The organism is Pseudomonas sp. IT-P100, from assembly GCF_949767185.1.
Taxonomy (GTDB): domain Bacteria; phylum Pseudomonadota; class Gammaproteobacteria; order Pseudomonadales; family Pseudomonadaceae; genus Aquipseudomonas; species Aquipseudomonas fluorescens_B.
The window spans coordinates 262888-287718 of record NZ_CATKQK010000056.1; the positions used below are offsets into that span (position 1 = coordinate 262888).

Here is a 24831-nt window from a genome sequence, read left to right on the forward strand (position 1 = left end):
CCGGATGCCAAAAGGAGCAGTCATGAAAGAGTTGCAATGCTACGACAAGGAATACCACTTTAATAACGCAAGATCTCTTCTTGACGAAGGTGGAGCTAGATCATTGAGGTATGCGTGCCTGGAATTGCGCATGTTGATTGAGGCGCATGTCTATAAGAGATTTTTGACAGAGATTGATGAGTTGCCGCGAAGCATTATAAATACATGGCAGCCAAACAAGGCGGTTAGGCTGCACTCGCAATTCGACAAGTACGCCGACATGGATTTTCAGCTGACAGTAGGTGTCGAGACAAGTGAAGCACTAGAGATAAATTACAATAATATAAAATCAAGCGACCTCAATAAAATATACAATAGTCTTGGCAGCTACCTGCACTTGCCAATGCCTAAAAGCATTAGCAACTACACGATAGAGAAAGAAAAGATAGTTTCTATATGCGACAAGCTAGAAAGGCTTATCTCAGGGAATCTAATTGTATTGAAAGTCAATTATATGGATTTTGAGTGCAAGCAGTGCGGAAGCCCCGTCCTGTATACAGATCACTATTTGGAGAGCAATCAAACAATCACATGTCAAAATGAAAAATGCGAGCTCACATACGAAATAGTAAATCGCGACAACAAGGCTGAACTTAGTGCTGACTACAATCGATTCTCTTGCAACATTTGCGAAGCGATCATACCCATACCTTATAAAAGTATTAAAGACGGCCACCAATTCAAATGCCCAGGCTGTGAAAACGACTTTAGATTTGAACTGGTTATCCGAACTGAAACGCCATCACCAAAAAAATAGTGATGGGTTAGTCGTCTCAATTAGCTAAGCCGTTTGGAGTATTAATGTATCCGGAAGAGTGTGGTTATTCAGCTTAATGTAATTGGTTTCAGCTTAATCCCCAGAGCTTGAACGTCCATTGCACTCGCAGTGAATGCCGCGATATCGGTCGGGCTCGGTGCTGGACCCGGTATGTGCGTGTGAGCTGCAAGCTGGACGTTCATCTGCTGCACCAGATCGAGCAAATCGCACAGCACCTGCAGCACGTTAACTGACTCCGAACCCAACCAGGTCTTGGGCGCCTGCAGGCGCTGACTGACCCCGGCTACGCTTTTACGCAGGCCCTGAATCCTTTCCTCCATATCGCCGCCCACCGTGGCGTTGTGCTTCTGCCCGACCACCAGGTTCAGATCTCGGCCAGTCGCCTGATGCAGATCGTCCACCGCCGCCAGACTCGCGGATCCGCCTGACAGCAGCTTCATTGCGCCCAGCGCTTCGATCGTCTTGATGCCACCCACTGACTCGGTCGAATGGTCGTCCACCGTCCTGGTGTGATTCTGGAAGCGCTCGTTGTTGTCCAGGGCTTCCACCTCCCGCTCGATCGCCTTGTCCTGGATCTTGCCATCCGTCTGGCGTAGCCAGTTGCCGTCAGCGTCGACGCGCTGCTGGCAAGCCTCGCTGTGTTGCCACACCTGGTCTCCCTTAGGCACCCGAGGCAGGCTCAGGCCGTGCGGCAGGATCTGCGTGATAAAGGGTTTGCTCGGCAGGCCATAGGCAAAGCTGACCACTACGGTAGTGCCTTCCTCGGGGAAACCGAACATGCCGGCCTCTTGTCCACCCATCGGTGCCGGCAACGGCAGACCGGCAAGGATCGGTAAGGCCGGATCCGGCTCGCCATCGGGCAGCAGCACTTCGACGTCGACGCCAAAGCGCGGGCGGAAGTCGTCACACAGCCCGGGCGCTGCCGGCGCATCCGGCACGGCCACCACACGGCCAAAGCGCGGCAGGTGGTAGCCGCCGCTCAGTTCAGGGAATTGCCGCTCTACGCTGCGGCGGATTGCGTCGTCCATTTGATCGCCATTTGGCTGTCGGCAAGCGTCACACTGGTGATCCGCTCGCCCTGGTTGATGGTGACACCCGGTCGAAGCCCTGGAAGGGCCGCGATCATGGCGCTCTGATTGCCCTGGTATCCGCTGAACAGCTCAACCGGCAGCTGCAGCGCGGAACGGGAGCCGAAAAAGCTGTCTGCCCAACTGCCCACGAATACTTCACCGTCGCCCTGTTGCTGCCAGACAAAGTCGGGAATGCCGAACACGCTTGCCATGCTGTCCATCGCCAGATAGCCCGCTGCCAGGCTGTAGAAATACGGCGCTTTTACCTTTGCATAGGCTTGGTCCGGGATCCGGAAGGCCAAGCCGGTCTTGTTGCTGATCTCGGCCAGCACGCCCTGCAGGTCGACGTGACGCAAGTTCAGCGGCAGCGCGTTGGAAAGGATCGAGGCCAGCTCACGACAGACCAGGACCTGCTGCAGGTTGTTAGCCGCGGTCGATCGCTCGACGTAGCCAATGAAGTGACGCTGCAGCGTGCTTTCGTTGTAGCCGATATCGAGCGTCACCAGGCCTTTCAGGGTGGCCCCGGCCTGCACGGTGAAACTTGCCCGGCCGGGGCTTTTAATGTCCAGCCGCACTTCGTCCTTGATCACGGGGTACACCTGGCCGGCGATGGTCAGCACCTTGTGCAGTTTCATTTCGAAGGCCCCAGGTAGTCGTCCAGCTTCTTCAGGGTCTTTTCAAACCCGCTCAGTTCCTGGCCCTGGCCCGAACTGTCTGCACCACCACTGCCACCGACAGCTTGTCCCGGGGCAGATTGTGAGGTGACGCCGTTCGCCGCCCGCCGCTGCTCGACCTTCTCCGGGTTCGAGAGTTTTTCCGACAGGGTGAACTGGACCAGCCACTGGTTGAGGGTGTCGTCTTCCCGAGCGCTGACACCGTCGGAAAACTGCACCTCGCGGATCCCGAAGGCGGCGGCGGTGTCGTTGACGATCCGGTACATCTTGAGCTGACCACCGCCGGCTGTGGCCTCGGCCAAGCGCATCAGCGTGCGCATCTGCACCGCGTCAACAAACGGAATGGCCAGCGTCACCGCCAGAGTCTTGGGCTTGAAGCCCTTGTGCGCCTTTTCGCTGTTGCTGGTCTGGCCGGACAGGTCGTCGCTTTCGATACGCAGGTTGGCCGTGATCTTCAGGCGCTTGCCGAGGATCTGCTGGCCGTCGAGTAAAAGGGTCATAGGCCGACCAACTCCCGCACAAAGCTCAAGCCCTGCAGCGAGCCCACCAGCAGCACGCCGGCGGACAGCACATACTCATGACCAGGTGCTTCGCCCTCGAGCAGGGCGCGGCGTAACTCGGTGGCATTGCCTGGGCCGATGATCCGGGCGCGCATGCTGTTGTCCGCGTTGCCACCGGCCAACAGGGCCTTGAGGTCGTTCAGTTGCTGATCACGGCCCTGTTGCTGCGCCGCCTTGCGCGCGGCCAGCGCGTCCAGGTCACCCATGGGCGAACTGTCGGCGGCGTAACTCTCCAGCATCGCCAGTTGGCCGGCCATCGATTGTTTTGCGGCCTTGACCACGGTGCAGCGCTCCAACGGCAACGTCTGCCACCGAGGCACTGGCCCGGCGCTGGGGATCACGAACTTTTCCGCCTCCAGCGTCGACAGATGCCGCGCTCGACGTTCAGCGCGCACCAGGTCAGGGATCGGTAGCAAGGCATTGAAGCGCGACAGGGTGTCAGCGAGTTGGTCGTAACGCGTGGCCACGAACATCAGCGACAGCATGTACTGCGGCCCGGACGGCACACCACTGTCGGTCAGTTTGGCGGCCAGCTGCTGCAGCAAGTTCGGGGCAGACAAAAAACGTTGATTGCCACGGCCCTGGCCGATCCCACTTTGAAACGGGGTCACTGTCAGACACGCCGGCGCCTCGCCCATCTGCCCGGCCAGTGCGGCGCGACCGGCCGCGATCGCGCTTTGTGCAGCCGCGCCGACCGGCCCCGGGTTGGTGCTGGTCATGCCGTCCAGTCCGGCTAGGCGCTGCGTCGTGCTGGCCAACTCACCACCGGCCAGATCCTTGGCAGCGTCCAGTTCACCCATCCATTGGGTGGCCTGCTCAGGCCAGCGCATCGTCACAGGCGACCAGGCATTCATTGAACACCGTCCCAGCTCAGCGACTCCAGGGCGTCCAGGTCACCGTCGGCCAAGGCCTGATCCAGCTGCTGCTTGAGTTCATTGGCTTTCTGCAACAGCTGCAGGTTGAACAGCGTGAAGTCCGCGCTGACCAGGTTCAATTGTTCAATGGTGTGCGGCCGGAAGGATTTCACGCCCTGATCGTCGCGGCAGGGATAGGCCAGATCCAGGCCGCGCAATACCGCACCGGTCAGGTTTAACTGGTCCTCCAACTGGCTGCCGTATTCGAACGGACTGCCCAGCGCGGACGAGATGAATCCACCGGTAATGGCGGTTTCACACGCCTGGTTGATCTCGGCCACTTTGGCTGTGTGAACAGCCTCAGGATTGAGCGCCCAATGCCCTTCTATCCAGTGATGCAGGCCCGAGGGACGCGGGTTCGGCGTCACGCTATCCGGCAAGGGCCCAAGCTCGCGCCAGTCCATCGGGGCGCCGCTCTGGGTGTCGTAGACTGGCCCGCGATGATCGTCCATCTGCTCAGCCGTGCCCCCAACGATCGACCAGGCCTTGCCCGGCTCGGGCGCGGCTAGCGGCTCGTTGATCTGGACAAAGCCGAACGGTACCAGGATGCCGCCACCCGGCACAGGCGGCAGTTCGACGGGGCCGAACAGGGCACCGGATGCGTCTTGTTGATAAATGCTCATAGGGGATTCCTCAGATCAGTTTCATGCGGCCAGGAAACGAGATATTGCGGGGACGTGTCATACCCCACGACGATTCGGTGCTGGTGATCAAACCCGCCCCACCTGTAGCTTGAACCGCATATTGTCCGACTTCAGACCGGTATTTGGTTGAATCCCCTTCGTCCAGACCAATTGCTGTCCGGGCTACACCCGATTCGAAAATATTCGCCACCCTGTCCGCCAAAACAGCGGTGGCGCTACCAGTGTCAAAAGAGTGCGCCGTACCTACCTGGCTACTGCCAGGACGACGCCCCACAACGACCAAGGTCGTTTGCCCTGTCGAAGTTGCAGCAACAGACAGAGTGATTGAGCTGGAAGTGAGGTCAACAGCAGCAACGGTCGCTCCTACGGGTATCCCACCGGCGCTGACGGTTGCGCCGATCGCCACGGTGTGGAGCTTGAAGTTGATGCCTGTGACTTCCTTGCTGCCGTTTGCCACATTGCCGTAAAAAACGTCTTTGTCTGCCCCGCGACCATCGTCCTGGACGCGCAGAAACTCGCCCCTACCATCTGGCCCCCGAAAGGTCAGTGCACCATCGCCGCTGGTCCAGCTGCCTTCCAGACCGATGCGCAATGATTCTGTGGTGAGCATGCCGGATTGCTGGGCGTGGTCCCACAACCAGGGCCACTCGCTACGGTTGTAGAGCACACCTCCCATTGGTCCGTTTCCACCAGGCTGAAAGGTTGTAGTGGTCTCGAACGACGGGCGCCCAAGCGGCGTGCCGTCGAGCCGCCCGATCGGCCACCAGTTGCCGGCACCGTCGCTGCGCAGGTGCCACCAGTCGCCGGCGCCCATCAGGATCAGGAACGGATAACCCGTCGGGGTGAGGTGGGTGTGAAAGCGAATTCGGTCCGTGCCGCTGGCTTTTACTGTCAGGCGGTTCACCGAGTTATCCACCCGGCGAACGATCAGGTCGATCACGCCAAGGGCAGGATTCGCCGGCGGCAAGGTGAAGGTCCGGCTGCCGGCGCTGGCGTCGAGCAGTACCAGGCCCCGGTGACTGGCCGTCAACACGGCGTCGGCGTTGAGCACTGCCGACACGGCCTGCCGAGTGGCGCCGGTGATATGGCCGTGTTCGTTGACCTCGACCAGGTCGTAGACGCCCGGGGCGATGCCAGTGCTCAGCGGCCCCACAGCGGCCTTCAGCGCTTTGGTGGTGGCCAGGATCTCGCTACTGTCGCTGTTCGGATCGTCGCTTTTGGCGTTAGGCAAGTTGCCCAGGTCCACGTCATCCTTAGTCGTGGCCCGGGCACGCAGGTTGGGATAGTCACCCGTACGAGCGGCGAAGTGCGCCACCAGGGGCCCGTCGATCGCTTCGACCGATCGGCGATCAGTGAGGGTGTTGCTGTTGACCAGGTCGGCGATCGCCACGCAGTAGTGAAGCGCGCCGGCACTGTCGGTGTAATCGGCTTTGTCCGCGCCGAACACCACCTGCCAGCTGGCGACCACATCGCTCAATTCGCGCTGCAGCGACACATCCAGCCACGCCGTGGTGGGCAGTGCCGGCGGCACAATGGGCAGCGCCGCCGAACGCGCCACACGAATGCCCTCGACGTACGCCGTACCGGGTTTGACCTGGTACGCAGCCCCGACCTTTTCCACCTGCAGCGAACTGCCGAAGAAACAGGCCCGGCCGTACACATCGCGGTTGCTCTGTCGCTCGCGCTCATCGATGCCGGCCAGGCGCACGGTGAAATCGTGCTGCCACGTGTTGGCATCAATGGTGATGCCGGTCAGCGCCTGGGCACCGTCGAACACCACCAGGAAGTTGCGGGTCAGGTTGTTGCCGATCTGCAGCGGCGGAATGTTGCGGCGCTTCTGTTGGACCGGCACATAAGCCACGGCAAACAACGTGCCCTCGGTGCTTTCCAGGCCGATCCAGTTGAAATCCCAGTCACCGACATCCGAGCCGATCTGCGAGCTGTAGACCACCTGGTTGGGGTTCACGTAGCCGGCGTTGTCGTCGGGGATCGCATAGGTGTACACAATCTGAGCCGCTGCAGGCTTGGCGGCGGCACGGTCCACCGGGCCGTTGGGATCGAGCCCGGGCACGTTGGCAAAGATAAATTTGGCAACTTTCAGCCCCGCGTTGGCGGCTTGTTTCTGTGCGATCAGGCTTTCACCTGCAAGGGTAATGCTGGCTCCCATGGGGGCTCCTACAGGCGGGCAACCAGCGTTTGCTGATCGTCGTTAAAATGAACAAGGGCGGCGCCCATAGGCACCGGCGTGATGGTCGAAAAGTCGTAGCGCCGGCACGTGCGGCCGTACTGCTGGATCAGCACACGCAACAGCTCGGGATTTTTCGACAGTTGGGAGTCGGAGAAACGCAGCAGCACCACGTCCCAATCCCGGTCGGGTTGGCGCTCCTCGATCTCGACGTAGCCGACGCCCAGGCGCACCAGGATGCGTTTCATCCCGGCGGTGCTGCCGGCGTCGACGGCGTTGATAAAGGCGTACTTGACCCGCAACCGGTACAGGCTTTCGGGCTCGCCCTTGAAGCGGGTGATGTCGCGCTGCCAGGCCAGCAGGTCGAGCACGGTCAGGTGACAGGTGTCGGCGTCCATCTGCATCAAGGGCCAGCGCAGCCAGCCCTCGACCTTTTCCCACCAGCCCTGGGCGGCGTTCTTGAGTTTGGTCAGCTCGGTACCGGCCAGCCAGAACTTGAGATCGAGCTTAATCATGCAGCACCACCTGCAGGCTCTGAATCCGCGGGATGTTCAGCTCGGACACGATGTCGGCATTGGCGAAGTGCAGCGACTCAATGCCGGCGAACTGCTGGTGCAATTCCTCGCCCAGGCGACTGAAGGAAAAGCGCGACTGCGGAAAGGTCAGCGTCGGCTGGTAATCGCTGGCGGTGCTTTCGCGGAACGCGGCGCGGATGAATTGGGCCGCGCCTTCCTCGAGCGCCAGGCGTTGATCAGCGGTCAGCGTCGATCGTGGCCAGATCTCGATCGACAGTGCGTGCTGGGTTTCCGGCATCACCATCACCTGCAGGTCATCGCCATGGCCATGGTTGCCCTGGTCGCGGATATGGGCGTTGATCTGCTCCAGGTAAGTCGCCGCCGGCACATCGGCCTCAAACAGCACATAGGCATTGGCGCTACCCGGACCACGCGGCGCGCCATGCTCAAAATACACACCGTCCGGCCGCACACCCGGGAAGGCGGAAATCATCGCCCGGTACACCGCGTCGGTGTGCCACTGGTTGACCGCCGAAAACTGGTTACGCACCCGCAGGCGCAGCTCGTCATTGGGTTCAGGATCCGCACCTGGTGTGGTCAGCCAGCCATCGTTATTCACCACCTGGGCAATGCCCGGTACCGGGACCGGCAAGATCGCGTAATACCCGGGCGCCAGGTTAAATCCTGAGCCGGTGTCGACGGCCTGCACGGGGATCTCCAGCTGCATCAAGCCGTCGCTGAACACGCCTATGGCCGTCGTCACCAGCTGGTACACGTGGCCATTGATCGAAGCCGACTGCACCAGCGTGCCGGCGGGTACTTCCAGCGCGCCGCCGGCAGCCGTGCGGGTGAACAGCAGCAGGCCCTGGGCTTTGGTCGCACCCTTGCGTTCGACGTTCACCGCCCAGGCCAGCATGTCCAGCCAGGCGTCCACGGCGGTTTTGACAAAGAAGTTCGGCAGCACGGTGGCCACGAAGAACTCTAGGATCCACAGCACCGGCTTGGTCACCAGGGCGGTGACCACCCGCCAAAACGGCGAATAGGCGCTGGTGTTACTGAGCTTACTGCCCTGGGCGGCCACTTCAGCTTCCCACGCCTGGCGCAGGCCGGCCTCAGTGGTCGGAATGCCGGCATCGTTTAATGCCTGCTTGAAATCCACGTCACTCAAAAGGTCACCTCAATGTTGCCGAATTTCAGGGTGGTGGCCGTCACCAGGTACTGACCGGGTTCGAGCTGGGTGATCAACGCCGTGCCCGGTACCAGACGTTCGTCCGCCTCCACCAGCAGCTCCATTTGCTGGATGCAGTCGCGTTGCTTGAGCCGATCGCGCTCGGCGACCAGGGTCACCAGCAGGCCGCTGTCGCGGATCATGTGCGCGATGTCCTGGGCGATGCTGGCCCGGTCATCGATGAGCAGCGGCTGACGGGACAGGTCCAGCACCAGGTCGTTGTCCTGGATCAGCAGGTCGATGTATTCGCTCATCCCGGCACCGCCATGCTCATCATGTTTTCCAGCTCCAGCGGGCTCATGGGCTTGGTGTTGGTGATGTTCAAGTTTTCCACGTGGGTGCCCTTGTTCTGGCTGCTGGTGTTGTTCTGGATGCTGGTCAGCAGCCCGCCCTGGGGCACCGCGTTGGGCCGCGCCGGCGACAGGCTTGGAATGCCCGCATTGATGGTGTCCCGGGCTTTCTGCGCGGCAGCCCCGCCGTCCACGGTGTTGACGCCAATGTCGGTACCGGGCACTTCGGGCATGGCGCCGAACTTGGTCTCGATGTCGACGCCGGGGATCTTGTTCAGCATCTCGATCAGGCTGTTGATCGCAGTGTGAAAGATCGCAACGATGCCATCCCACGCGGCCTTGGCCATGCCACTCCAGCCGCCCATGGAGGCGAACCAGTCCGACAGCGCGGTCAGTTGATCGCTGATCCACTTGAAGGCCTCGGTGTCCATCAGCGCGGACGTCCAGTCATCCCAGTAGTAAATGGCGACGGCGACCAGCGCGACCAGGGCGGCGATGCCCATCACGATGACGCCGATCGGGTTCGCGGTCAGCGCCACGTTGACCAGCCAGATCGCGCCCTGCCATAGCAGCATGGCCGTGCGAATGATCCCCATCGTCGTGTACAGCAGCGTCAGGCCAGCCACGTACACCGCGATGACGGCCACCTGCAGCAGGAAGCCAGCGACCGCGCGCAGGTTGAGCAGCTGCACGACCTTCCAGACGGTGACGATCGCCAGCCACGCCATGCGGCCGGCGCCGACGGCAAAGGTCAGCAGCGACATGGCGGCAATGAGCGCAAAAATCGTCAGCGTGACGATGCCGATCACGCGGGTGATGTTGGGGAACATCTGGGTCCAACGGGTCATGGTGCCGGCTATGCCGGACAGCTTGGCCATCAACGGTGTCAGGATCGGAATCAGCGCCTGGCCGAAGGCAATGCGCAGCGCTTCGACTGCCGCCGCGAACTGCTGCCACGGATCCACCATGGCCTTGGCCATGTTCTCGGCGTCCTCGAGGCCGCGCACCTTGCCCAGCTTGTCCATGCCGTTGCGCAGGCGGTCCGTGTCTTTCGCCAGCGACGTGATGACCTGGGCACCCTCGCCACCGAACGCCTCCATCAGCTTGGTGCTGGCCGACGCGCTGGTCAGATCGCCCAGTTTGCCCTGCAGCTTTTCCATGATCTGCAGCATGGGCAGCGCTTTGCCATTGGAGTCGGTGAACTTCAGGCCCATCTTTTCCGAGGCCGCGCCCAGGTTCTCGAAGAACGCCTTATAGCGCCCGCCGGCGTCGCCACCTTCCATGGTGCTGCTCAGCGAACCGATCACCGCGAACTGCTCGGCGATGTCCACGCCGGCGGCGGTGGCGATCGAGCCCACTTCCTTGAAAGCGTCCTTGAGCTGGGCACCGTCGGTGCGGAACAGTTGCACCGCCAGCGCCGTCTGGCCACCGAGTTTTTCAACCCATTCGCCCTTGCCCATGGCGTCGGCCTGGCCCTTGAACAGGTTGTACATGGTGCCCACGTAGGCGCCCATGGTGTCGGCGTCGGATTTGGTGGCCTTGGCCAACAGGTTGCTGGTGTTGGTGAAGGTGGCCAACTGGCTGCCCGTCAGGCCCTTGATGGCGCCCTCGATCGTGTACGCGGAGGCGACAAAATCCCGGGCGTTTTCTCCGTAGGCGACCGAGAATTCCAGGGACTTTTGGTTCAGCGCCTGTAGGGCGTCTTCGGCCACCCCCAAGGATTTGACCTCGCCCAGGGCGCGGTTCATCTCGAGCGCGGGCTGCAGCGATTCATTGATGGCGACAAAGCCGCCGGTAACACCCGCCAGGCCCATGCCCATGGTCTTGATGTTCTTTTCACTTCGCTCGGTCAGCTCGGAAAAGCCCATTTTTACCTTGCCCAGGGGCGCGGTGACCTTGTCGGTCAGAGCCAGGATGAAATCCAGGCGGGCGCTACGATCGGCCATGTGTTCCCTATCCGTTCAACGCATGGGCAATGCCGTTTGCGACGGCGAATTCCATGCGTTTCCAGTGTTCTTCTTCCAGCCACTTGGCCGTGCCCATGTTTTCAATGCTGGGCTCGGCACCGGGTAGCCATCGGTTGGTCAGGGCCAGCAACTGGCCCAGGCCGTCCTCGGTCAGGCGGTCAGCGTGCTCAAGGGCTTTTTTACGATGATCTCGACGTCAGGCGCGTACTCCTCGAGCAGCGCGCCGGCGATCTGCATCGTCATCACCGGGTTGCCCATGAGCTCGCGCAATTCGGCCTTTTCGGCCGGCAACACGGTGCTGCTAAGCAGGTTGAAAGACGGCGCCACCTTGTTGTTGGCGGTCATGGCGTTGAAGTACTTGGTCACGTCCTGGGGTGTCAGGGTGAAGGTGAATTCCTTGGTACCGACTTCCAGGGTGATGTCGCGGGATTGGGTCTGGCTCATGTTCGTGTCCGTTGTAGTGGTTGGTTTGAGGGGGGGGTCAGGTCAGCGCAGGCACACCTGGTGCACGTAGTCCTGCAGGCCCAGGATCATTTGCTTGCTGAGGGCGAGCTGATCTCTGAGGGTGAAATAATCCGATCGAGCGTCTGCTGCGAGTTCGGCGGTGCCTGCATCAGCCACGCTGCCGGCGCCGGCGTTGGCGTTGGCGGGCGCGGTGGCGCTGCAGGTGGCTTTGATGCGCAGCCGCTGACGGCCATCGTCAACAGCAGCGCGCAAAGTCTCGATTTCAGTGCGTGCATTGGTCAGTTCCTGGGTACGTTGAAGGTCGATAGCGTCTCGGGCGGTCAGCTTTTCGCCGCTGATCCGGGCCACTTCCCGCAGGCTGGCCACCTCGCCCTGGGCGGCGTCACGTTCTGCACGGGCGGTGTCTCGCTGACCTTCCAACAGGTCGAAGCCGAACCAAGCCACCAAGGCCAGCGCCAAGATAAACAGGGCCTCGCGCATCACAATCCGGCCTCGCACAGTGCCGCTTCGGCCAATCGGCGCGCGTGCAACCCTGGGACAAACACTTTTTTGCCCTGTGCGGTGGTGATGAATGCCCAGACCGGGGTTTTACCGTCAGGCGCCCAGGCCAGCGCCTTGCATCCGTCCTTGATGCGCCCGGCGTTGATCAGGCCTACCGCCCGACTGGCGCAGGTGCTCGGCGCGCCGAAGTTGTGGCCATGGCTGCTCAGCGCGTCGAAGGTGTTCTGGCCGACCTGCTGATTGGTGATGCAATCGGCCAGCTGCAGTTGCCCTTTGCGGATAACCAGCTGTTCCACCTCGTTGCAGCGAGCGTCCGACCAGTAGTCACCGACAACCACCGGATAGGGACTGGTGTGTCGGGTGATTCCTTTACACACGGTCGGCAGGCCCTGGGCCAACTTGTCGGCGTAGACGGTGTTCTGGCCGTTGCCTTCCCACGTGCCCAGAAACAGGAACAGCGTGGAGCTGCAGAGTGCGATGCCGCCGGCGGCAATCTTGCCGCGCAGGCTCATGGGAATACCGCCCGCAACAGGGTGGGGCCGATCATCTGCAGGATGGCCCAAAGGGTGCTGGCAATGGCCAGGGCCCAGGTGATTTTCTTGCCGATGTCGGACACAACGACGGTCAGCTTTTGCTGGCCTTCGTTGAGTTCCGACAACTGACCGGACATGTGTTCAAACTGTTGTTCCAGCTTGGTGACGCGGGTAGGCACCGACTCCTGACGCTTTTCCAGGCTGACCAGGCGGTGCTTGAACACCGCCATATCGCGTTCCAAGTGACGCACTGGATCGTTGGCTGCGGACTCAGTCATCGGCACTTTCCTTGCTCGAAAAGGGTTTGGCATGGCACGCAGCGGGTCATACCGCCCAGCGCCTGGCGTTTTTTCGGGATCGGCTCATCGCAGTCCTGGCAATGGGTCAGGCTCGGCCCGCTCGGCCGTGTAACAGCGAGCTGCGCGGCGATCGCCTGATCACGCTGGCGTTGCTCCAGCGCCTGGGCACGGTCGAACGGACACATCATCAGCGCAGGCCCTCGGTCTCTTCCGAAGCCAGGTACGGCACGCCGTTGACGCGGATAAAGTCCGGGCTGGTGACATCGAACGGCACCTTGTGCTTGGACTTCTCGCCGCCTTTAGGGTCGACACTGAGCAGGCTGGACACCTTCAACTTGCAGCCGAAGGCCTCGATACGCAGCTCTTCATCGCCTGCTTTGGCAAAGAACACCACGTCGAAGGGCTCCAGCTGGCGGAAGCTGCCGGCCTTGCCCGCGGCCTCGATCAGCAGGTTGAAGTTGCTGGTGTCGAACTCAAACTCGCCACTGGCGGCGACGTCGCCGTCGACATGGCCATTGGGCACGCCACGGGATTGCGCCACGGCGGTGTTGTCGGTGATATCCAGAGTGCAGCTTTCGATATGGACCTGTAGATCGCCCAGGTTGATGTCGAAGTTTTTACCGCCAATACGGGACATAGGGGGTTACTCCGAATCGTCGTTGGAAAGGTCCAGGGCGATGTTCGCCGTGAGGTCTTTCGGGCAATTGAGGGGTTTGATTTTGATGTACACCTCGACCTTGGTTTTGGTGTGCCACACGATCACGATGTCGCCGTCTTTCGGCGACTCGATCTCTCCCGGAAACACCTGGCCGGCGAACTTCGCGGACTTGGCCATGACACGCAGCGGTTTCTTGAAGGCGCTGGCAGCGGCCGCCATGCTGTTGGGCGTGTTGTTCAAGCGCCGATCGCCTACGCGCTGGATCAGCAGCGGGCGAACCTGGCGGGCGGCCTTGTCGGCCAGACGCAGGTATTCGACCACCTGGAAGTCGCTCGCCGGCGCGTCGAGCATGTTGCCGTCACCCCAGAAAACACCCGGGTAGTCGGGGTAGGTCTGCGACACCGAGAAGCGGGCTTTGTCCAGCTCCGAACGGATCGCCGACGGCAGCGGGATGCCTTCTTTATCAGTGGGTACGGTGCCCAGGCCGAGCACGGCACCGGTGGCCACTCGCATTGGGCTGTCGGCAATGCTGACGGCGGCATTGGCCAGGCGACCGGCGAGAACGCCTAGGTCATTGCCGTGCAACTGAGGCACGACCAGGACGCGCGGCGCGGCCAGATCCTTGGTGATCGCCTTCTGTTCGGTCAGGTAGTCCGACCAGGTCTGCTCTTCGGCGTTGATGCCTGCCGTGCAAGCCATGACGAACAGCCGGCGGCCGTAGGTATTGCTGACGGCGATCGCGGCGTCATGCATCGCTGACAGTTCGCCACCGGCTTCCACCGGCGTGGTGATCACCACCGCTTCCACCGAGAAACCCTGTTGCTGCGCCTTTTCGAGCGCATCGAGCCAGTCGCCGTCGTCAGCGATCGGAGCGGCCAAGCAGGCCCAGCGGTCGCCGCCATTGGCCATGGCTGCCGTGACCTGAGTTTTCAGATCGCTGTCAGCGCCCAGCATCACGGCCAGGTCGCTGTCGGTGTTCAGGGGAATCAGGCTGTCGACGCTCTTTTGCCCGGGGCCGATAAACAGTAAATAGCGCTCGATCTCGGTCACGGCACCCTGGCCGAGGTTGAGATTGTTAACGCTGACTTTGCCAAGTGCCATGCAGTGCCTCGTTATTTGGGGGAGTTGAGGATTTGTTCCAGCACCTGGTGAACCAGCTGGCTGGTCTCCTGCTCGGTGCCAGCGCCCAGGAACTGGCGCTTAGGCAGGGTGATGTCCCAGCTCTGCGCACCGGTGCCTTCGGCTTTTTCGTCGGACAGGATGCGAATCAGCAACCCCGCCTTGGCGTAGTTCACGTGCTCCTGAATCCAGGCCACGGACGGCCGTGTCAGGCTCTTTTTGCCCTTTTGGCGCACCTTTAAGCCCAGACGACGCAAGCGCTTTGCCTGCTTGTCCGTGGCTGCCAGCCCTTCCGGCACCCGGTTCCAGCGGCGCATCTGCGCAGCGGTTCGGCGTTCGGAGGCACCGTTGTGTTGTTGTGCGGCGACCCAACTGGTCAAGCCGTTACGCCAGCCCAACGTCGCGCTGTCTGGGCTCACACTGGTGACCTGGAGCAACTTGCCCAGGCCGGCTTCCATCTTCTTTTTGCCTTTGCCGTCGCCTTTGCGCGCCTCGAACGGCGAGCCGTCCAAGTTGCGCTGCTCGCGGATCCGCTTACGGCTGATGGTGCGCACGCGCTTGCTGACGTTGTTGAGCAGTCGCCGGCGCAGTTGCGGGGGCAGGCTCAGCAGGGCCAGTTGTTCGTCGACACCCAGGTGCCCCCGGACGTCCAGCTCGAAAGTGCTACGCGCCACCGCTGCGCACCTCGCCGTGTTCAGCCGTCCACAGGTCGAAGTCGACCAGGCCCCAGGTCTTGCCGAAAGCCTGGACCTTTCCGTTGGGATCTTCGGCCAGGTGCTGGGCTTCCACGAACTCCAGGGTCAGTTCCAGGTCCGCTTCGTCCGGGGTGACCTGGTCAATGGCGAAATTCGGTGCCGGCAGGTCGTCGTCGCGATCGGGATCGTTGGTTTCCAGCCAGCCGCCCAGCAACGCCATCAGCAGCGCGGGGTTTTCGGTGAAGCGCTCGATCACCAGGACAGCGCGATAACGCATGTCGCCCATGTGCAGGCCCAGCGTGGTGTCCTTCCAGATCAGCTCGAGGTTGACCTGCTCGGCCCAGCTGTCGATCTGCTCGGGCTGTGCCAGCTGGCAGTCGATCAGGTAGGTGGTCAGGGCGCGGAGCTTGTTCATGCCAGGAACTCCCCCAGCATGCTCAGGCGGAAATCACGTGGGGACATCATTGCCCGGTGATCACGCACAAACTCCTGCTGGTAGGCGGGCATAAAATGTCGCTCGTGACGCTGACCATTGGCCTCGAGCAAGCCCATGAGGATGTCCCCCTCGATCGGAGAGCCCGCCTCACGAAGACGCGCTGCTGTGGTCGCGTAATAGCCACCCTCGCGAATGACCGTCGACTTCAACCAATCGAACTCGTCGTAAAACCAGACAGCCTTCTGCGCGTTGACGCCCGGGGGGAGAGGCTGGCTATCAGCCAATACAATGACGTTTGGCATAGCAGCCTGCAGTCTCTGGACAAGGCCCGGAATGCACACGAACACCACAGGGGCCGCCTGGGTTGAAAGGTCGTTGGCTAAACTGACGAGCCGCTGTGTTTTCCCAGTCAGACGAGGGGAAATTTCCAGATAGGCAATCTTCATTTGCGTCCTCATAGCAGCGCAGCCGTGATGCGGCCACGGCCCTGCAGCGAGCGCACGGCCTGCTGGCTGAAAGCCAGGAAGGTTTCCGGACGGTCCGGCAGTTCTTTACCCAGGTTCTCGGCGCTGTCGCGACGAATGATGGTCGCGAACTGGGTCAGCAAGCTGGCTTTGGCGCGGCAATACACAGCGCGTTTATACGTCTGTGCTTGAAAAGTGCGCTCCGGCAGGACGGTGGTGTCTGCAGACTCAACGCTTGACACTCCAGCGCCCTGCCACCGCGCTTTTAGCTCGGCCAGATCGCGGTTTACCTCGATCATGGCCGTGGTCAACTCAGCGGTCAGCAAGTCCACCAGGTACTCCGCCGGCAGGCGATAACCGTTCTGGAACTCAGCCATGGAGAGGTTCGGCCAGAAGCCGTCGTTCTCGATCGCCAGTTCCACGATGTTGGTAGGTTTGCCTGAAAAGCTCATGCTGACCGCTCAAATAGGGCGGGGAGCCTGTTTTCAGTGGGACGGTCCATAAATGGGCGGCTCACTTCCACAGGTCCCCGCTGGGGGGGTAGTCGGTTATTCGGAGGCCGGTGCGGCCGATGTTTTTGCCAGTTCCTTGGCCAGTGCCTTGCGGCATTTTTCGAGGCGAGTTTCGTTGCCGGCCTTCGCGTACAACTCGGTGGAGCGCTCAAGATGCTTGATCGCGGTTTCCCACTGCTGAGCGTCCTGGGCACGCATGCCGATCAACTTGTGGCACTTGCTCGGGATCTGCTCCGTCAGGTCCCATTCGCCGTCCACACGCGGCAACAGGTCGGACAGATACGGTTCCGGGCTGCGGCTGGCGTTGTATTCGGCGTAAGCCCAGTCGATGACGAAGTCCGCGACAAAGGTCTGGATGTCGCGGCGCTTGAAGCGCTCCGGCATCTGCTGGCCCTGCTCGATCAGAAAGTCCGCCAGTTCCAGGGCGTCCTCGAACTGCACGGTGTCGAACAGCCAGACCATCACCTGCACCACAACGCGGTTCGGGAAGTTCAGCCCCGATTCGCAGTAGCGCTGGACATAGTCCTGGTACTTGGGCAGAAGCTCTTCACGCTTGAGCGCCTGTTTGCTGGCAAGGTTCTTGAGCGCGCTCAGACGCTCCAGATCCACGTCCAGCGCCGCTTCCTGCAGCAGCAGGTGTTTGCGGGCATTGGCCGGGCTACTCAACGCGTCGTCCGGGGTGTACGCCATGGCCGCACCCGACAGGGCAACAGCTACAGCAGCCACACCCGTGGCCAAGGTGCGGCGCTTGTGCGCCAGGGCCAGGCTCACGCCAACAGCTCCACGTTTTCGGTCAGAGCGATCTTCTCTAACTGCTCGATCACATAACCTTCGTTGCGGCTGTTGTAGTCCTCGACACGGGAGCGTTTTGGGTTGTCGACCGTCTGCTTACGCCAGCTGGAATCCTGGAAGTAGATCGACAGGTTGTCCCAACTGGTGACCAGCACGGCGTTGACCGGGAAAAACGGCACGCTGAAGCTCGGCAGGCCGCCGTAAGTCTCGATGACTTGGGCTTCTTCAATGCGCTCTTTTTCGGTTGGCGTATCGCCCTGTTTGGCGTACAGCTTGGCCTTGTCGGCGGCGAGCAGATCGCTACCGATGATCGCCACCAGGTCGCCGCCATCACGCAGACGCTCGTCCACCATTTGTTTGGTGTCGTGCACCAGGGCGTCGAGATTGGAATAGTCGCCACCGGCGCCCAACTTGACCTTGCCGGAGCCCGCCACGCCTTCCTTGAGTACCTGTTGCGGGGCTTGCTCACGCAACTGCTGCAGCCAACCCTTGTTGACGTCCTGAAGCATTGGATAGGCGACGATATCGGTCTGCGCGGCCGCATTGAGACCGTGGAAGCCGACCATGATGCGGTCAAGGGCGATCTGTTTCTGGACAGCCGCGGAGTACTTCTGATGGAAGTCCGGGAATTTGGCCCAGGCATCAATTTTGGCGTACGGCAGCCCTACGTCCGACTCGGTCGAGGACAGTTCGTAGGTCGTGTGGTCCAGCTCCGAAGCGTCCTTGGCTTCGCGATCGGTGGTCTTGGTATTGGTGCGGCCGGTGACCGGACCCGAAACACCAATGAACACCTTCTCGCCCTTGATCTCGGTCACGCCGATGACGTTGATGCGAGAAAGGAAATCGGACTTGGCGGTGATGGCCTCGTTCAGTTCCTGGGCGACCGTCGGTTCGACGTTGAACATCTTGCTGGACAGCTCGACACCATAGGTTTCGGCGATCGCAAGCTGCAGTTTTGCGTACATTTGGGCGCCGTAGGCGCTGAGGGAACGAGCCATGTTAGAGCACCCGCGTTTTGGTAGTGGTTACTGGGCCGGGATTGCGCGGCAGCTGGCGACCGGTGGGGGTGTTCTGAATCGCAGTGAACTGCTTTTGCAGACCAGCCAGTGCAGCCAATACGGCTTTGTTCGAAGCGCCGCCGTTACGACTGAATTCGCGCTCTTCTTCTGCAGTGGTGACGATCGCGTCAACTGCTGCAGTGACGTCGTCGATCGGGGCTTGCTCTGGTTCGGGTGCTTCTGCAGCTGCAGGCTCAATCACGGCCTGAATGCCGGCAGCGACAACCAGCAGCTGTGCCAGCAGGGCTTTCAGGGCCGTTGCGGTAGCTTCATCCATTGGGGGTTTGCTCTCGGTTGGGGTTTGCGGGGTGGTTTCGGTAGGCGTGTCTTCAATGCTCAGGCGCTTGAATAAGCGGGTGAACATCGTGGCGAGGCGCCCGATCTCGCCCTGCGGCTCGGTTTCGAGCAGGGAACCAAGCTCTTGCGAGGCAGCAAAGTAAGCGTCACGGCTGGTGCGGCTGGAAAAGTAGAGTTCCTGGGTGCCGACGCTGGCCGGTTCGTCAGTTACCGCGATGCCAGTCATATAGGCTTTGCCACGGCCACGGAAATTCGGCCTGATCTCGATGCTGGTGAACAGCTTTTCGCCGGCGTCGTTCAAGCGCAGCAGCTTGTCGTTTGGCTTCAGCTGCGCTTCAAGAGCAACTTGTCCAGGTTCCAGATCATCGCCTTCTTCAATGAGGCGGACAGCAAAAACTGTCCCGAAGGATCCGAACCAACGTTCGTGTTCGCACCAGATAACTGCGGTGTACAGCGATGGGGTGTAGGTTTCGGCGATGTCGCGCAGTTCCTGGGGAAGGATCTCTCGACCATCGACGGTCGGGCCGCTGGTGGCAACACGTTTCCAGTAGGACGTAAGGGAACGGGGCATGGGCGATAACTGCGCTCAATCGGTGATTTGAGCCGCCACGATAGGGAGCCGTTTGCCCTCTAACAAACGGTTCAATTGCGCGTTTCTCCTAGATTCGCGATCTAGGTGAAACGCGGAATTTAACCCCGCGTTTTCGCGGTTTTCGCCGCATAGACTGCGGCCCATGTACTACTCGACCGAAGTTAAAGAAGCCGCCAAACGTCTGTTTCTGCGCCGCTGTAAGGCCAAGGAAATCCAGGCGCAACTCAACCTGCCCAACATCCGGATCGTCTACTACTGGATCCGCCAGGGTGGCTGGGAAGACATGCTGTCGGACGAGGAACCGCTGACCGCTGTCGGTCGGCGTATCACCCTGCTCCTGGACAAGGTCGGCAGCTTGTCCAAGGACGATCTAAACGAACTGGACCGGCTGACCGCCGTGCGCGAACGGCTGCTCAAGCAAGCAGCCAAACCGGCGCCGGTAGCGGCAACGTCCGGAGACGACCAGGGCGAGCCCCAAGAGCCTCGCCAGCGCTCGCGTGGTGAACGCTCAGGCCGTGGCGAAGGTAGCGGCAAGAAACGTGAGAAGAAGGCCAAGAACGACATCAGCGGCCTGACCGAAGTCGACTTTCTGGATAAGTTCATCAGCAAGATGTACCGCTACCAGCAGGAGCTGTTCGCCGCCAAGCAAAACCCACTGACGTGCCGGATCCGGAATATCCTCAAAAGCCGCCAGGTGGGCCTGACCTACTACTTCGCCGGCGAAGCGTTCATGGACGCGGTACTGAGTGGCGACAACCAGGTGTTCCTGTCGGCCAGCCGATCGCAGTCGGAGATCTTTCGCAGCTACATCATCCAGTTCGCCCAGCAGTGGTTCGGGATCGAGCTGACCGGTAACCCCATCACCTTGAGCAACGGCGCGGAACTGCGCTTCCTCAGCACCAACAGCAGCACCGCCCAGGGCTACCACGGGCACGTCTACGTCGACGAATATTTCTGGATTCGCGACTTCGAAAAACTGAGCACCGTGGCCAGCGCCATGGGCACCCACAAGAAGTGGCGCAAAACCTACTTTTCGACCCCCAGCGCCGTATCGCACCAGGCCTATCCGTTCTGGTCCGGCGATGAGTTCCGCAACAGCAAGCGCGGCAAAAAAGCCGGCGGCACCTGGCCGATCGAAGCGGCCTACACCCAGGGCGCGCTGTGTCCGGACGGCCAGTGGCGCAAGACCATCACCATCCAGGATGCGATCGACGGTGGCTGCGATCTGTTCGACCTCGAGCAGCTGCAGTTGGAGTACGACGAAGACAAATTCCAGCAACTGTTCTACTGCAAATTCATCGACAGCACGCAGAGCGCATTCAGCCTCAAGGACCTCGAGCGTTGCTATTCCGACCTATCGCTGTGGGAGGACTACAAGCCCGACGACGATCGGCCATTTGGCAACAGCCCGGTTTGGCTTGGCTACGACCCGAGTCGCACCCGCGACGACGCCACCTGCGTGGTCATCGCTCCGCCGCTCGAACCCGGGGCGAAATTTCGCATCCTGGAGAAACACAGCTGGCGGGGGCATTCGTTCACCTACCAGGCCGCCCAGGTCAAGAAGCTCACCGAGCGTTTCAACGTCCAGCACATCGGCATCGATGTCACCGGCGTGGGATACGGCGTGTTCGACCTGGTGCGCGACTTCTACGCGAAGGCCACTCCGATCCACTACAGCCTCGAGGCCAAAAACGCCCTGGTGCTCAAGGCCCAGGACACGATCTCGGGCAGCCGCATCGAGTGGGAAGCCGGCTGGACCGACATCGCCCAGGCGTTCCTGACCATCAAGCGCGGCACCACCAACAGCGGCCAGGTTACCTACAGCGCTTCGCGCACCGACGCCACCGGCCACGCCGATATCGCCTGGGCGGTCATGCACGCCCTGGCCAACGAACCTTTGAACACCAACAAGCGGCGACGCAGCCGCTACGTCACGAGTGGAAACAATGCCCAAGTCTCGACACAGAAAACGCCAGGTCAACCAGCAGGTGCAACAGCAACAGTCCATGCGGGCATTCACCTTCGGGGAACCCGAACAGGTGTTGTCGGGGAACATCGGCGAGTACGTGGGGGTGTTCCCCTGCGACGACGGAGAGATCTACAAGCCGCCGGTGTCACGCACCGGCCTGGCCAAGCTGCTGCGCGCCAACGCGCACCACGGCGCCATTCCGAAATTCAAACGCAACTTGCTGCTGCGTGAGTTCATCCCTTCGGCCGGCTGCAGCGCTCGGACCATGGGCTGCGCGGGTCTGGACTACATGGTGTTCGGCGATGCGTTTTTCTATCGCGACACCAATGCCTTCGGCCAAGTCCTAGAGCTGCAGCATCTGCCGGCGATCAACATGCGGGTGAAAGTGGACGGTGGTTTCCGGATGCTGCTGCCGGACAACAAATTCATGGACTTCGACCAGGACGAGATCGAGCACGTCATGGACTACGACGTCGAGCAGACCATCTATGGCATCCCGGATTACCTGGGCGGCCTGCAGGCGCTGTTGCTCAACGAGGCCGCGACCCTGTTCCGCCGCCGCTACTACAGCAACGGCGCCCACGCGGGTTACATCTTCTACACCAACGATCCAGACCTGACCGAAGAAGACGAAGAAAACCTGCGCGCCCAGATCAGTGCCAGCAAGGGTGTGGGTAACTTCCGCTCGATGTTCGTCAACATCCCCAACGGCAAGGAAAACGCCATTCAGATCATCCCCGTGGGGGATTTCCAGGCCAAGGATGAGCTGGAGAAGGTCAAAAACATCACCCGCAACGATGTGATCGCCGCCTGGCGAATGAACCCGGCATTGGCGGGGATCATCCCGGAAAACAGCGCCGGCTTTGGCGATATTGAAAAGATCGATCGTGTGTACACCAGCAACGAGATCCGGCCGATTTGCCAATTATTCAATCAGCTCAACGATACGTTGCGGGCGGATCGACGAATTGCCTGGAGAGAGGCGCCGGAACCTGCTGCAACTACTTGATGTTGGGTAGTTTTTAGAGGTGCCACTACAGATGTGGCACAATAGTGTGCATACGTACACCTTGGGGGAGGGATGCAATGCGGATCACTTGTAGGGATTGTGGCGGTAAAGCTCGGATCGGATCACGTGAGAACATGTCGGTTGAGTACGCCAAGTTGTATTGCCAGTGCCTCGATCCGCGTTGCGGCCATTCCTTCGTGATGAGCCTCAGCTACTCGCATCCTTTGCGTCCATCGGCGGCGTCGGTCGACCAGTTGATTTTCGACCGACTACGCGAGCTCCCTGTGTCCAAACAGCGGCAGCTATTCGATCAACTAAGTTCTTTGCCCGCTTGATTGAATACCATTCCTAAATCTCTGGAACATTCCAATAGTCGACTATGACTCCACATCATGGTCGCTACAACTCCGCCGCTTTCCTCTTCATTCAACGGCCTCGCGCCTACCGAAACACTTAGCGAAATTATAACTTTTGCTACCTCTTCTATGACGTCTCGAGTGGTTGTAATAGTACGCGCGTCCATTTCAATGGCTCCATGCTGGGCGGGTCAGATGCGGCGCACTTTACGTATTTGAAAATTAGATTGTCAAATAATATTTTTTTGGCTGTGTTGACTTGTGTTGACTTAATTCGGAAGTTTCCAACAAAACCAAGCTACATCGTTCGACGGTGCCTGGGAAGCCCGCGTTGATTGGGTTTTGTGCCGATTTTTCGGAGTGGCATGGTGCAATATCATCGTACGTAGTCACGAAGCACCGGACAAATGTACAAATGACCAAATGTACAAGTAACGAAATAACGAATTAACGATCTGCATGAAATTATAGTTTCGTGAATGCGCACTTACATATGTATGTAAGGCGTTAAAGCGCATTGACGTAAATGCGTTTTAACGCAATAGCGTTGGCGTGGTGGGCTTTCGAGGCCGTCGTTGTTTGGAGAAAATACTGAGGGTTAGATTTTTTCGTTCGATATATCGATGCATGAATTTCAAATTCATGCACTTTGGATGATTGACTATCGAGCTTGTAATGCGGTTGGGGAGTATAAATTTCAACCGTAAAAAAGGGCGCCGAAGCGCCCTGGGGAAGCTGAAACACTTTGCGGATTTTAGTCGCTAAAGTGTGACGAATTGTTGCGGTTGAGGAGTGAGCGTGACAACACCGTAACGGCGGTGACCTTGTCGGTCTTCGAAGGCTGCGACGACAAATCCCGCCGGCAATGGAATGTGCGCAATGCCATTCCCTGTATTGTGGTGGAGGAGGGCAGTAGCTTCGACCAGGTGAAAGTCGGAAGGCAGCCCGAGCTGTTTACGGGCGTGGTCATACTGCGCCTCACTGATGGCGATGAATTGTCCGTCGATCAGCATGGGGAAGCCTCTTTTGATTCCAGCGTATCAATACGTTTGAGCAACTGGGCGATGAGTTCGCTTTGCCTTTCCTGAAGTTGTTCCAGGATGAGAGTGCGCTGCAGGCGGCTGATAATTTCTCCGTTCATGCTGCGATGGTTGAGGCGAGCAATGGCCGCGATCTCAGGGCGTAGGCCCTCCGGCAGGCGGATTACAAACTTGTCTTGTTCGCGGGAGTCATTCATTGCTTGCGTCCTTCAGCATCGGTTGGCTTGTTGGCGTTCACTGGCCAATCAGTGACGATTTTCATCGGTTGTGTGTTCGGGGCTTCGAACATTCTTACTACAAACGGCGTGGCTGCTTGCAGGAGGTCGAGTCGGCTGTAATCGACGATAGGGCTAGCACCAGTTGCCAGTAAGGCTTCCTCTATGTTGGCCATGAGAACGACTAGCAGATCAGGTACTAGGTCAGGGTCAAAACCTAGGGGCGGGTACACCAAGCGCGACTGGTGGCTGGAATCGCTCATAAGGCCACCTCTACCAATGCCAAGTCCTCAAAGTTGGGGACCTGAACATCAGCGGCGACTACGCGGATTCCACACCATCCGAATTCGTCCCCCTCAATCTTGCCACCCCAGCCCTCTTTGTTTTGAAGGGCCCAGGTCGAGCTTCGAGCTGGATAAGCATTGCAGCTACTAGAAAACTCGGCACCGCCATCCTCGAGCATTTCACAGATCACCTCGAGCCCGGCCAGGCGGACGACGGTGCGAATGATGTCACCGTCTTCCTCTTCCCGACGATCGTCAGCCCCTGTCCAAAAGCTATTGATGAGCCCAGCGCGCTCCACTGTCAGGCGGTCAAGGTTTACCTCAAGGGTCACCTCATAGTCCTTCCAGGTGTCCTTCACTTTGTACCGCTTGATGTTCGTTTGCTCAGACATGGTTTCGCTCCTGTATCTGCTGGATAGAGTTGTTGGGAGTGGCGAGAACTTGGGCCACGACGAGCGCTTCAATTTCAGTCAAATCGCCCTGGGCTTGAGCCATGGTGGCCAGTGACTCGAGGCGGATCCGTGCGTCGGGAGTCCTCCGCACCTGGTAATCGAAAAGTGCGGTACCGACGATGCGGATGGCCATCAAGTGACGCGCCTCCTGCATGCCTTCGGCCGGCGATGTGATAGCCTTCGAATTGCTGCTGCTTGGGTGCTGTGCTTGCATGGTGTTG

34 protein-coding genes are annotated in these 24831 nt (G+C 60.1%); 4 read left to right on the forward strand and 30 right to left on the reverse strand.

The features are described 5' to 3' along the window. Window positions 1-22 precede the first annotated feature (22 nt). On the forward strand, window positions 23-796 hold the full coding sequence (locus tag ACM6IQ_RS26580) for a hypothetical protein (RefSeq protein WP_414880225.1): 774 nt from the start codon (window positions 23-25) through the stop codon (window positions 794-796). A 68-nt stretch (window positions 797-864) separates the two neighbouring features. Here the strand turns inward: ACM6IQ_RS26580 and ACM6IQ_RS26585 are convergent, their stop codons facing one another. The 25 genes from ACM6IQ_RS26585 to ACM6IQ_RS26705 form a co-directional block, all read right to left on the reverse strand. Further along, the gene (locus tag ACM6IQ_RS26585; protein WP_414880226.1) at window positions 865-1845 is read right to left on the reverse strand and encodes a hypothetical protein; all 981 of its coding nucleotides are present in this window, start codon (window positions 1843-1845) and stop codon (window positions 865-867) included. After that, window positions 1818-2522: a hypothetical protein gene (locus ACM6IQ_RS26590; RefSeq protein WP_414880227.1), complete on the reverse strand. Its 705-nt coding sequence runs from the start codon at window positions 2520-2522 to the stop codon at window positions 1818-1820. The genes ACM6IQ_RS26585 and ACM6IQ_RS26590 overlap by 28 nt, the downstream gene beginning before the upstream one ends. Then, complete coding sequence (locus tag ACM6IQ_RS26595) at window positions 2519-3061, reverse strand: DNA-binding protein (protein ID WP_414880228.1); 543 nt, start codon at window positions 3059-3061, stop codon at window positions 2519-2521. Before ACM6IQ_RS26595 ends, ACM6IQ_RS26590 begins: the two co-directional genes overlap by 4 nt. Further along, a complete protein-coding gene (locus ACM6IQ_RS26600; RefSeq protein ID WP_414880229.1) occupies window positions 3058-3975 on the reverse strand; it encodes a hypothetical protein in 918 nt (305 codons plus the stop codon). Before ACM6IQ_RS26600 ends, ACM6IQ_RS26595 begins: the two co-directional genes overlap by 4 nt. Then, window positions 3972-4658: a hypothetical protein gene (locus ACM6IQ_RS26605; protein ID WP_414880230.1), complete on the reverse strand. Its 687-nt coding sequence runs from the start codon at window positions 4656-4658 to the stop codon at window positions 3972-3974. Before ACM6IQ_RS26605 ends, ACM6IQ_RS26600 begins: the two co-directional genes overlap by 4 nt. Window positions 4659-4668: 10 nt before the next feature. Continuing rightward, on the reverse strand, window positions 4669-6846 hold the full coding sequence (locus ACM6IQ_RS26610; RefSeq protein ID WP_414880231.1) for a phage tail protein: 2178 nt from the start codon (window positions 6844-6846) through the stop codon (window positions 4669-4671). Window positions 6847-6854: 8 nt separating this feature from the next. Continuing rightward, entirely contained in the window at window positions 6855-7379 is a 525-nt protein-coding gene (locus ACM6IQ_RS26615) for a phage tail protein (RefSeq protein ID WP_414880232.1), read from the reverse strand. Then, window positions 7372-8547 (reverse strand): baseplate J/gp47 family protein, encoded by a 1176-nt coding sequence (locus ACM6IQ_RS26620; RefSeq protein WP_414880233.1) that lies wholly within the window; start codon window positions 8545-8547, stop codon window positions 7372-7374. The genes ACM6IQ_RS26615 and ACM6IQ_RS26620 overlap by 8 nt, the downstream gene beginning before the upstream one ends. Further along, window positions 8544-8861: a DUF2590 family protein gene (locus tag ACM6IQ_RS26625; protein WP_414880234.1), complete on the reverse strand. Its 318-nt coding sequence runs from the start codon at window positions 8859-8861 to the stop codon at window positions 8544-8546. Before ACM6IQ_RS26625 ends, ACM6IQ_RS26620 begins: the two co-directional genes overlap by 4 nt. Next, window positions 8858-10843, reverse strand: a complete 1986-nt coding sequence (locus ACM6IQ_RS26630; protein WP_414880235.1) for a phage tail tape measure protein — start codon at window positions 10841-10843, stop codon at window positions 8858-8860. Before ACM6IQ_RS26630 ends, ACM6IQ_RS26625 begins: the two co-directional genes overlap by 4 nt. A gap of 7 nt (window positions 10844-10850) precedes the next feature. Further along, on the reverse strand, window positions 10851-10994 hold the full coding sequence (locus tag ACM6IQ_RS26635) for a DUF6890 family protein (protein WP_414880236.1): 144 nt from the start codon (window positions 10992-10994) through the stop codon (window positions 10851-10853). 20 nt (window positions 10995-11014) lie between these two features. Then, entirely contained in the window at window positions 11015-11308 is a 294-nt protein-coding gene (locus ACM6IQ_RS26640) for a putative phage tail assembly chaperone (protein ID WP_414880237.1), read from the reverse strand. Between the two features lie 42 nt (window positions 11309-11350). Next, the gene (locus tag ACM6IQ_RS26645; protein ID WP_414880238.1) at window positions 11351-11809 is read right to left on the reverse strand and encodes a lysis system i-spanin subunit Rz; all 459 of its coding nucleotides are present in this window, start codon (window positions 11807-11809) and stop codon (window positions 11351-11353) included. Then, window positions 11809-12342 carry a lysozyme gene (locus tag ACM6IQ_RS26650; RefSeq protein ID WP_414880239.1) on the reverse strand — a complete coding sequence of 178 codons (534 nt, stop codon included), beginning with the start codon at window positions 12340-12342 and terminating at the stop codon, window positions 11809-11811. The genes ACM6IQ_RS26645 and ACM6IQ_RS26650 overlap by 1 nt, the downstream gene beginning before the upstream one ends. Next, on the reverse strand, window positions 12339-12641 hold the full coding sequence (locus ACM6IQ_RS26655; protein ID WP_414880240.1) for a hypothetical protein: 303 nt from the start codon (window positions 12639-12641) through the stop codon (window positions 12339-12341). The genes ACM6IQ_RS26650 and ACM6IQ_RS26655 overlap by 4 nt, the downstream gene beginning before the upstream one ends. Continuing rightward, entirely contained in the window at window positions 12638-12850 is a 213-nt protein-coding gene (locus ACM6IQ_RS26660; RefSeq protein WP_414880241.1) for a TraR/DksA family transcriptional regulator, read from the reverse strand. The genes ACM6IQ_RS26655 and ACM6IQ_RS26660 overlap by 4 nt, the downstream gene beginning before the upstream one ends. Next, window positions 12850-13299 (reverse strand): phage protein, encoded by a 450-nt coding sequence (locus tag ACM6IQ_RS26665; RefSeq protein WP_414880242.1) that lies wholly within the window; start codon window positions 13297-13299, stop codon window positions 12850-12852. Before ACM6IQ_RS26665 ends, ACM6IQ_RS26660 begins: the two co-directional genes overlap by 1 nt. A gap of 6 nt (window positions 13300-13305) precedes the next feature. Continuing rightward, the gene (locus tag ACM6IQ_RS26670) at window positions 13306-14421 is read right to left on the reverse strand and encodes a DUF2586 domain-containing protein (protein WP_414880243.1); all 1116 of its coding nucleotides are present in this window, start codon (window positions 14419-14421) and stop codon (window positions 13306-13308) included. 11 nt (window positions 14422-14432) lie between these two features. After that, window positions 14433-15113: a phage virion morphogenesis protein gene (locus tag ACM6IQ_RS26675; protein WP_414880244.1), complete on the reverse strand. Its 681-nt coding sequence runs from the start codon at window positions 15111-15113 to the stop codon at window positions 14433-14435. Continuing rightward, window positions 15103-15549: a phage tail protein gene (locus ACM6IQ_RS26680; RefSeq protein WP_414880245.1), complete on the reverse strand. Its 447-nt coding sequence runs from the start codon at window positions 15547-15549 to the stop codon at window positions 15103-15105. Before ACM6IQ_RS26680 ends, ACM6IQ_RS26675 begins: the two co-directional genes overlap by 11 nt. Beyond that, the gene (locus tag ACM6IQ_RS26685) at window positions 15546-16016 is read right to left on the reverse strand and encodes a hypothetical protein (RefSeq protein ID WP_414880246.1); all 471 of its coding nucleotides are present in this window, start codon (window positions 16014-16016) and stop codon (window positions 15546-15548) included. The genes ACM6IQ_RS26680 and ACM6IQ_RS26685 overlap by 4 nt, the downstream gene beginning before the upstream one ends. 8 nt (window positions 16017-16024) lie before the next feature. Next, complete coding sequence (locus tag ACM6IQ_RS26690; RefSeq protein WP_414880247.1) at window positions 16025-16486, reverse strand: head completion/stabilization protein; 462 nt, start codon at window positions 16484-16486, stop codon at window positions 16025-16027. Between the two features lie 96 nt (window positions 16487-16582). After that, window positions 16583-17317 carry a phage terminase small subunit gene (gpM, locus tag ACM6IQ_RS26695; RefSeq protein ID WP_414880248.1) on the reverse strand — a complete coding sequence of 245 codons (735 nt, stop codon included), beginning with the start codon at window positions 17315-17317 and terminating at the stop codon, window positions 16583-16585. Next, entirely contained in the window at window positions 17314-18336 is a 1023-nt protein-coding gene (locus ACM6IQ_RS26700) for a phage major capsid protein, P2 family (protein ID WP_414880249.1), read from the reverse strand. The genes gpM and ACM6IQ_RS26700 overlap by 4 nt, the downstream gene beginning before the upstream one ends. 1 nt (window position 18337) lies before the next feature. Beyond that, window positions 18338-19264, reverse strand: coding sequence for a GPO family capsid scaffolding protein (locus ACM6IQ_RS26705; RefSeq protein ID WP_414880250.1), 927 nt, complete (start codon window positions 19262-19264; stop codon window positions 18338-18340). Between the two features lie 163 nt (window positions 19265-19427). Here ACM6IQ_RS26705 and ACM6IQ_RS26710 point away from each other — a divergent pair, with 163 nt between their 5' ends. From ACM6IQ_RS26710 to ACM6IQ_RS26720, 3 genes are all read left to right on the forward strand, one after another. Then, on the forward strand, window positions 19428-21485 hold the full coding sequence (locus tag ACM6IQ_RS26710) for a terminase large subunit domain-containing protein (RefSeq protein ID WP_414880251.1): 2058 nt from the start codon (window positions 19428-19430) through the stop codon (window positions 21483-21485). Beyond that, complete coding sequence (locus ACM6IQ_RS26715; protein ID WP_414880252.1) at window positions 21397-22263, forward strand: phage portal protein; 867 nt, start codon at window positions 21397-21399, stop codon at window positions 22261-22263. The genes ACM6IQ_RS26710 and ACM6IQ_RS26715 overlap by 89 nt, the downstream gene beginning before the upstream one ends. Window positions 22264-22340: 77 nt before the next feature. Continuing rightward, window positions 22341-22598 (forward strand): ogr/Delta-like zinc finger family protein, encoded by a 258-nt coding sequence (locus ACM6IQ_RS26720; protein ID WP_414880253.1) that lies wholly within the window; start codon window positions 22341-22343, stop codon window positions 22596-22598. Window positions 22599-23380: 782 nt separating this feature from the next. Here the strand turns inward: ACM6IQ_RS26720 and ACM6IQ_RS26725 are convergent. Genes ACM6IQ_RS26725 through ACM6IQ_RS26745 form a run of 5 tightly spaced genes read right to left on the reverse strand, consistent with a single transcriptional unit; the run spans window position 23381 to window position 24824 of the window. After that, window positions 23381-23632 carry a hypothetical protein gene (locus ACM6IQ_RS26725; protein ID WP_414880254.1) on the reverse strand — a complete coding sequence of 84 codons (252 nt, stop codon included), beginning with the start codon at window positions 23630-23632 and terminating at the stop codon, window positions 23381-23383. After that, window positions 23626-23856 (reverse strand): Arc family DNA-binding protein, encoded by a 231-nt coding sequence (locus ACM6IQ_RS26730; protein ID WP_414880255.1) that lies wholly within the window; start codon window positions 23854-23856, stop codon window positions 23626-23628. The genes ACM6IQ_RS26725 and ACM6IQ_RS26730 overlap by 7 nt, the downstream gene beginning before the upstream one ends. Continuing rightward, window positions 23853-24137: a hypothetical protein gene (locus ACM6IQ_RS26735; RefSeq protein ID WP_414880256.1), complete on the reverse strand. Its 285-nt coding sequence runs from the start codon at window positions 24135-24137 to the stop codon at window positions 23853-23855. Before ACM6IQ_RS26735 ends, ACM6IQ_RS26730 begins: the two co-directional genes overlap by 4 nt. After that, on the reverse strand, window positions 24134-24550 hold the full coding sequence (locus ACM6IQ_RS26740) for a DUF2528 family protein (RefSeq protein ID WP_414880257.1): 417 nt from the start codon (window positions 24548-24550) through the stop codon (window positions 24134-24136). Before ACM6IQ_RS26740 ends, ACM6IQ_RS26735 begins: the two co-directional genes overlap by 4 nt. Further along, window positions 24543-24824: a hypothetical protein gene (locus tag ACM6IQ_RS26745; protein ID WP_414880258.1), complete on the reverse strand. Its 282-nt coding sequence runs from the start codon at window positions 24822-24824 to the stop codon at window positions 24543-24545. Before ACM6IQ_RS26745 ends, ACM6IQ_RS26740 begins: the two co-directional genes overlap by 8 nt. Window positions 24825-24831 lie beyond the last annotated feature (7 nt).